The organism is Oceanotoga sp., assembly GCF_030445905.1.
In the GTDB taxonomy this organism is placed as follows: Bacteria; Thermotogota; Thermotogae; order Petrotogales; family Petrotogaceae; genus Oceanotoga; species Oceanotoga teriensis.
This window is the reverse complement of sequence record NZ_JASUSU010000073.1, coordinates 1-8,719: the sequence shown is the minus strand read 5'-3', so window position 1 is coordinate 8,719 and position 8,719 is coordinate 1. Positions and strand designations below refer to the sequence as shown.

Here is an 8,719-nt window from a genome sequence, read left to right as displayed (position 1 = left end):
CTCCTTATTTATTTATTTTTTGTTCTGTGTTATAATTATATTGTATCTTTTATAAGATATCTTATTACTGTCCTTATATATCCTTTATGGGTTAGAAACATTTTATTCACTCTCCTTTGATTTTTTTGTAGTTATTTTGTCCTTATATATCCTTTATGGGTTAGAAACCCATCTTTTTTTTGTTTTGTGCTTCTCTTGCATAACCTTTGTCCTTATATATCCTTTATGGGTTAGAAACATGTTCTAAAAAGTTATCGAAAACAGATAATTCAATCATTGTCCTTATATATCCTTTATGGGTTAGAAACTCTTTTGCTTGTTCGTCCGTTACTTTGCGTTCTGGTTTTGTCCTTATATATCCTTTATGGGTTAGAAACTTTCAGGCGGCAACCTTAGTTATAAAATTATTCTTATTATTGTCCTTATATATCCTTTATGGGTTAGAAACGGGATATCAATGATCATGGAATACATACGATAATTATAGTCCTTATATATCCTTTATGGGTTAGAAACTAAATGAGCTGGAATTTATATAAGAACCTAATCTTTTTTTCGTCCTTATATATCCTTTATGGGTTAGAAACTATTACTCCTTTCTCGATTTTTGTTACCTCTATAAATGAGCGTCCTTATATATCCTTTATGGGTTAGAAACCAGAGTATTCTATTTGATCTTCTTCATCGTTTACCCTTAAGGTCCTTATATATCCTTTATGGGTTAGAAACTTATAATCTTCTGATTCATAAATCAGATTAAAAGATTTAGTCCTTATATATCCTTTATGGGTTAGAAACGATATTATGGCGAACTATAACGAAAGAATTCAATATATTGTCCTTATATATCCTTTATGGGTTAGAAACAATCCGTAGTCTTCTATCATTTTACACCCTCCTTAAATTTCGTCCTTATATATCCTTTATGGGTTAGAAACGGAGTATCAACAGTTAAAGGAGGGTAAGAAGTAATGAAAAAGTCCTTATATATCCTTTATGGGTTAGAAACTATCCCTAAGGACAGAGAACCATCCATCAAGTGTGGTGTCGTCCTTATATATCCTTTATGGGTTAGAAACTTACCCATTCTTTTCATCTCCTTTATTCTATTTATAATGTCCTTATATATCCTTTATGGGTTAGAAACTTGTCAGATATTTTTGTTTCTTGTTCTTCTAAATAATGTCCTTATATATCCTTTATGGGTTAGAAACTATTTTACTACCTGTTCGTAATGCACGACTGCATTGCCTGGTCCTTATATATCCTTTATGGGTTAGAAACGTTTTCACCTTCCTTTTTATTTATTTTTCTTTTTATTACTTGTCCTTATATATCCTTTATGGGTTAGAAACTTTTTAATCTTTTCATTTTTTTCCTCCTCCTTTCAAAATAAGTCCTTATATATCCTTTATGGGTTAGAAACAAATTCATATTTCCATCTCCTCCTTTTTCAAGATCTTTTTTAGTCCTTATATATCCTTTATGGGTTAGAAACTCGAATTTATTCATATTTGTTACCTCCCCTTATTATAATAGTCCTTATATATCCTTTATGGGTTAGAAACTGTATCATCTTTCATTCTCTGTGTCAAGTAAACATTTTGGTCCTTATATATCCTTTATGGGTTAGAAACTCTATTAACATACATCCATATATCACCTCTTTCTATTTCATGTCCTTATATATCCTTTATGGGTTAGAAACGAATTCAATTCACCATTTTTATGAACCTATTTAACCATTACTTGTCCTTATATATCCTTTATGGGTTAGAAACACTTCAATTGCATCAATACTATATTTACCGTAACTGTGAGTCCTTATATATCCTTTATGGGTTAGAAACATTTATATAGACATTTCTTTTAAATTCTCTCCTTTTTTTGTCCTTATATATCCTTTATGGGTTAGAAACACCTGCGGGGGTCATTCCACGGGTCAAAACATTTTTCTTGTCCTTATATATCCTTTATGGGTTAGAAACGTATTACCTCAGGTAGAAATCTTTGTATTAACTCAATCAGGTCCTTATATATCCTTTATGGGTTAGAAACTCTAATGTTACTTCTTCTTTTACTTCTTTTTTTACTCTAGGTCCTTATATATCCTTTATGGGTTAGAAACTCATGGTGTGAATTTTTTTACTGCTTGTTTTTAATTTTGTGTCCTTATATATCCTTTATGGGTTAGAAACCTTAATTTACTAAATTCTTCTAATACACTCATTTTCTTTGTCCTTATATATCCTTTATGGGTTAGAAACACACATAAGGTTGGTCTCACCAACTTTTTCGGCGAAACTATACAATAGTCCTTATATATCCTTTATGGGTTAGAAACTTTTTCCTCCTTTTTATAGTAAAAAAAACCTTATTAGTCGTCCTTATATATCCTTTATGGGTTAGAAACTAGTTAAGTGAGCTCCTGCTATCAATTTTGGCATCTTATTTTGTCCTTATATATCCTTTATGGGTTAGAAACCCCTCAAATACAAAAATTAATCCTAACTGGCCATATCTTGGTCCTTATATATCCTTTATGGGTTAGAAACTCGTACATTTTAGCGTCGCTAATCTTTCGCTTCCTTTTTGTCCTTATATATCCTTTATGGGTTAGAAACATGACTCCAAATCGAATCATTTTTTCTTAAATCTTTTTCTGTCCTTATATATCCTTTATGGGTTAGAAACTTCTTAATGGTCTTAAAAAATTTCTGACCCTTTTTTCTAGTCCTTATATATCCTTTATGGGTTAGAAACCTTTTAAATCTTGCTTTAAAATATGTTTTAAACATATAAGGTGTCCTTATATATCCTTTATGGGTTAGAAACACGGTCTTAAAGACCGTAGCCTTATAGAATCTGTCGAGTCCTTATATATCCTTTATGGGTTAGAAACCAAATATATAGATATTAAACAAATAGATTATGAAAAGTCCTTATATATCCTTTATGGGTTAGAAACAAATACCTAAGTTAAATAAGTATCTTTGTATATCCTAAATACGTCCTTATATATCCTTTATGGGTTAGAAACGGTTTTCGTTCAAATATTTGTTAAATTCTTTAACCGATATAGTCCTTATATATCCTTTATGGGTTAGAAACGAGTTTAGACTTATCTTTACTAATTGCTCCAGATTTTAGGTCCTTATATATCCTTTATGGGTTAGAAACGAACAACTGTGCCGTCCCAAAATTTTGTACTGTGTGGTGGTCCTTATATATCCTTTATGGGTTAGAAACTAACAAAAAAATAAAGGAGCTATTAAAGCTCCTTTAATAGGTCCTTATATATCCTTTATGGGTTAGAAACAAGCTTCTTCTTTTTTGAAGACAATTTCTTTACCGTTACTTATGTCCTTATATATCCTTTATGGGTTAGAAACCCTACGTAAGGTTTGTTACTTACTGTTGCTTTGGAGCTGTTGTCCTTATATATCCTTTATGGGTTAGAAACCAGCATAACGTATATCCGCTATATTGATTTTAAGTATTTTGTCCTTATATATCCTTTATGGGTTAGAAACCTGTCGCTTTTAATGCATTCAAGCTCACCTTAATTTTTTGTCCTTATATATCCTTTATGGGTTAGAAACCCCTTTTATTTTTTCTTTCTTTATAATAAATCTTCTTTATGTCCTTATATATCCTTTATGGGTTAGAAACTTTCTTTGCAACACCACTTATCACTTGATTCATTGGTGCGTCCTTATATATCCTTTATGGGTTAGAAACGTTTTTTTGTTTCTTGTTTGTTTTTTATCTTGTTCAACAAGTCCTTATATATCCTTTATGGGTTAGAAACCTTTAAAGAACTTTAGTGAAGTCACGTCAATGAAATAATTAGTCCTTATATATCCTTTATGGGTTGAAACAACCTTTCCATAAATCTTCTAAAATTTTTAAATTTGTTTTTATGTAAATTTTATAAATCAAAATAAAAAAATACTCGGTTTTTATACCGAGTATTTTTTATATGAATTTTTGCAAAATAAAAATTATTTTATCCAAAGGAGGAATTTAATGAATACTGATGATATTTTTTCATTCAAAACATTTAATCAAAATAAAAAAATTTTTAAGGATAACGATTTATCTAATTTTAAAAATATTAAAAAAATTAATTTAGTATATTTTTTAAAAAATAATAAAGTGAGTATAAGAAGTATATCAAGCATTATAAAAGAATATAAAAATTATTTTATTCTAAATAATTTTCAAATTGATTATGATTTTATAAAATATCAAAAAGTTTCAAGCTTTCCTATTTTAAATAATTCTGACAAAGATTTACTAATTTATAATAATATAAAAGATAAATACATATTTGAAGTTGAAAAAAAATATTTATTTTTATTTTTGCCTTCAAAATATTTACCCGAAAATTGCAAAGATAATTTTAATAATTTAAATAAAAAAAATGTTTTTGGAATTAATTCATTAAAAAATTACAAAAACTTGTATAACTATACTATAAATAATAAATATAAATCAGATGATGATTTTTTTAGCATTAATTTTTTTAAAGATTCTAATATTAGATTGAAAATTGATTTAATAGAAGATATTATTAATTATTTAAAAGATAAAAATATAAATTTTTATGACTATATTTCTATTAATTATTACTATTATATTAACTACCTAAAAGATAACTTTGATAATTTATATTTTATATTTGAAGAAAATACTAATGGAAGTACCTTAAAAAATATAGGAAATAAACTTAATTTATCAAGAGAAAGAATTCGCCAAATAATAAACAAGAATATTTTAAGATCTATGAAATTTAAAAATTTTAAATTATTAATTTTAACTTTAGTAAAAAATTCAGAACCATATCATAAATATATAATTGATTTAAATTCACTTAAAGATAAATTAGATATTAACATAGTTAAAACTATAAAATATATTCTAAATATTGAATCATATGATTTTAAAAATAACGTTTTTTTTACTGATAAATTTAAGAATTTAATAAAAAAAGTATATATTGATTTTAATCTTTTTTTTTATGATAAAGAAAGATTTATTAATGATAATTTTTATTTAAAAGAAAAAATTGACGATTTTTTAATTAATTATATATTTTTATATTATGATTATACAAAAATTAACGATTATTTTTATTGTAATTCTAACTTTACAAAGAAATCTTTTATAGAATATGTTGTAAAAAATGATTTTAAATTAGGTTATAAGAATAATAAATCTAATTTTAACATTTTGAAAAATTTATTATCTGAAAAATATTTTGATATATTAAAACTAAAAAAAACTAATATAACTTTTAGATCTTTAAGTTCTTCATTTGATAATTCTAAATATCTTGTATTATCAGATAGAGGCACTTATACTCATATAGACAATGTATATATATCAAAAAATTTATTAAATGAGATAAAAGAATATTTATATAATTATTTTAAAATAAACGATATAATGCCTACTTATAAATTATTTGAAATGTTTAAAGAAAAATTATTTAATTATTCAAATTGCTTAAATAAATATTCGTTGTACGGCATTTTAAAATATTATTTTTCTAACGATTTTAAATTTAAAGAAGGAGCTTTTATAACCAGTAGCAGTTATAATAATGATACTATTTTAGAAAAATTCGAAGAAATTTGTTATAAAAATTTTGATTCATCTTTTAATTTCAAAGACATCAGAAAATTATCTTATTTTGAAAAATACAAAATAGATAATTTTATAGAAAGAAGTAAAAAAATTATTAGATATGATAAATATGACTATATAAATATAAGAGATTTAAATTTAAAAAACGTAGATATTATTATAAAGAAGATAGAATTAGAAATTGAAAAAAATATAAAAAATAAAGAATATGAATTAGAAAAAAATTATATAACAAAAGAATTAAATTATATAGAATTAAAATTAGTAGAAAATATAAAAGCAAAAGAAAATTTAAATACTTTAAAAATTTTAAAAGAACAAAAAAATAAAATTGATAAAAGATTAAATGATCTAAAAAATGAATCTTTAGAATATATAAAAGGAAAAAACATAACCCTATTATTATTAGATAAAATAGAAAGATGTTATGAAGAAATAAAGATATTAAAAAAAGAAGACAAAATACAAAATTATTCCATAGAATTAATAGATGAATTATTGGAAAATAAAAAATGTATTTGCGGAAATCCTATTCACAAAAATTCCGAAAGTTATAACAAATTATTAGAATTAAAAAATAATTATAGTGAATCAGATTATAAAAGATTTTATGAAGATTTTTATATTAATTTAAAAATATTAAAAGAATCTAAAAAATCTAAAAAAGATAGAATATCTAAAATATTAAAAAATATAAATGAATCAAAAGATGATAGAGAAAAAATTTTAATACAAATAGAGACTTTAGAAGAAAAATTAAGTAATTTATCATCTGAAAAATTAAGTAATTTAGACAACTCTGAAAACACTTTAAAATCTTTAAAAAAAGATCTAATTAATAATGAAGCAGGAATTCAAAATTTAGAAAAAGAAATGAAAATATTAAAAATTAAAAAAACAGATTTATTAAATGAAATAGAAAAACTTGAAAAAGAAGAAAAAGAAATTAAGAATTTGAGTATTAAAAAAAAATATCTAAATAATTTTTTAAAAACTATAAATGAAATAAAAGATAATTATATTCAAAAAGTTAGGACAACTTTAAGTGAAGAATCAACTAATATGACAAAAAAATTAATAAATGAAAAAGATAAAAACCTTATCGATTCTATAAAAATAAATGATAAATATGAAATATCCTTAAATTCACAAGGACATGATTTTTTAGCTAATTTATCCGCAGGTCAAAAACACTTAGTTTCATTATCTTTCATATATGCATTAGCAAAAATAGCAAATGAAAATAATGAAGAAAACACATTATCTATACCACTAATAATGGATACACCATTCGGAAGATTATCAAGTGAACATAGAAAAAGCATTATAGAAAATGTACCTCAGTTTTGTTCACAATGGATATTGTTAGTAACAGATACAGAATTAGAAGATAAAACCAAATCAATAATCAAAAACACTAATTATTTTGGAAAATATTATGAAATCAATAAAAAAAATGAATATATATCTATTATAGAAAATAAAACTAATTTATTCGGAGGTAATTATTTTGATTAATAAAGTTGAATTTGGAAAAATTAATTATTTTAAAATTTTTATAAGTGAAAAATATAGTGGTATTTATGAAAGTTTATGTGATGAAAAATTAGAAATAAAAGATTTATTTTATTTATGTGCTGTTATAGGATTTAAAAATAATCATAAAGAAAAAATAGAAAAAAAACAAAAAGAATTTAATAGTTCATATTATTCAGATAAATCAATATTTTTATCATTTTACAGTATGATATTTGATAAAATTAATTATAATTTTGAAGAAATGAAAAATGAAAGTTTTTTTAATAACTATTTTAAAGATATCGAAGAATATGCTGAAGGAGGAATGTCAATACTATTAGAAGAAGTTATAAAAAATAATTATAATAAAAATACTAATTCATTAAATCCAAGATATAAAGATAAATTTTTATTTGATGTATTAAATAAAATGTATAAAAGTAGACTGTAAGTCTACTTTTATACATCAATATAGAAATTTTTTAATTATTTTTTTACATATTCAATTAAATTATAGTTAATAATCAAAATGGATTTCAAGTTTTTTACCATTTATTCTTATATTAGCCAAATTAAGTTCTTCACTTATATTTTCTTTTATAGAATTAATATATTTACTATCCCCTTTAAAATCTGGGTTTTTTATTAATTTAAAATGGATTATAGTAATGTTTTTTTTATCTGACCATTCAAACCACGTAGGAAATACAGAATTAACTGCAAAATGTTTATCAAAATGTGGAAATTGTCTTGCTTTGAATATAATTTTATTAATTTGACTCAATACATTTAAAGAAATTTCTTCATCTTGTTTTTTAATTTCATCATTGTTTATATGTAATCTTATATTTTCATATAGATTCTCTTCAATTGAATTAGCTATTTTTTCTATAGTATCATAATTTTGATTTTCAGAATTCAATATATTTTTTATAGATTTAAATTCATTTGTAAAATAGTTTAATTGATCATTATCACTTAGATTTTCATTATCTTTTAAAAATTTATCTATCATAATTATAAGATCAAAAAAAGTTCTTTGTTTTTTCATTTCATGATAGCTTTTAGTTACTATTCTATCATTTTGAACATCTGTCCCATCTATAAATTTAATCCATCTTGTAGAATGAATAATTATTTCTTTTAAATTATCATCCTCAAAAGATCCCACTATTTCATTCAAAGGAGAATTATCAATTTCAAAAATATCTACAAATTTTTTATTATTATTTTTTTTACTATCAATAGGTAAATACCCTCTATGATACTTACAAATTAACTTAATAGCCTTTATAATTTCTTTTGATTTATCTTCAAATAATTCATTTAAAGTTTTTGAATATTTAGAAAACTTATTTTCAATTGCTAAAATATCAAAAAAATTATCATCTATTAAATTTAAAGTTAATTCATTGTGTAAATCTCTAACTAATGAAGGAAATAAATCAACATAAAAATATTCTCCAGATTTCAATTTAAATTTTGAATATGTATGACCTAAATCATGTACATTTAAAGCCACACCAAATAAAAAATAAAATAAATCTCT

Annotated in this window: 2 protein-coding genes, 1 pseudogene and 1 CRISPR repeat array; of the genes and pseudogenes, 2 read left to right on the top strand and 1 reads right to left on the bottom strand. The window is 23.1% G+C overall.

Going from position 1 to position 8,719, the window contains the following annotated elements; genetic code table 11:
• Positions 1 to 69: 69 nt before the first annotated feature.
• Positions 70 to 3,882: a CRISPR direct-repeat array (repeat unit 30 nt; unit sequence GTCCTTATATATCCTTTATGGGTTAGAAAC).
• 147 nt (positions 3,883 to 4,029) lie between these two features.
• Together PWP28_RS13460 and PWP28_RS13455 are read left to right on the top strand one after the other, a co-directional pair.
• Complete coding sequence (locus tag PWP28_RS13460) at positions 4,030 to 7,170, top strand: hypothetical protein (RefSeq protein ID WP_308644981.1); 3,141 nt, start codon at positions 4,030 to 4,032, stop codon at positions 7,168 to 7,170.
• Positions 7,163 to 7,621, top strand: coding sequence for a hypothetical protein (locus tag PWP28_RS13455; RefSeq protein WP_305081926.1), 459 nt, complete (start codon positions 7,163 to 7,165; stop codon positions 7,619 to 7,621). Before PWP28_RS13460 ends, PWP28_RS13455 begins: the two co-directional genes overlap by 8 nt.
• Positions 7,622 to 7,687: 66 nt before the next feature.
• Here PWP28_RS13455 and PWP28_RS13450 read toward each other — a convergent pair.
• Positions 7,688 to 8,719 (bottom strand): annotated as a pseudogene (locus PWP28_RS13450) (hypothetical protein); the annotation flags it as partial.

Coding starts and splice junctions, on each gene's coding strand:
- PWP28_RS13460 (WP_308644981.1), top strand. CDS start 4,030: ATGAATACTGATGATATTTTTTCATTCAAAACATTTAATCAAAATAAA.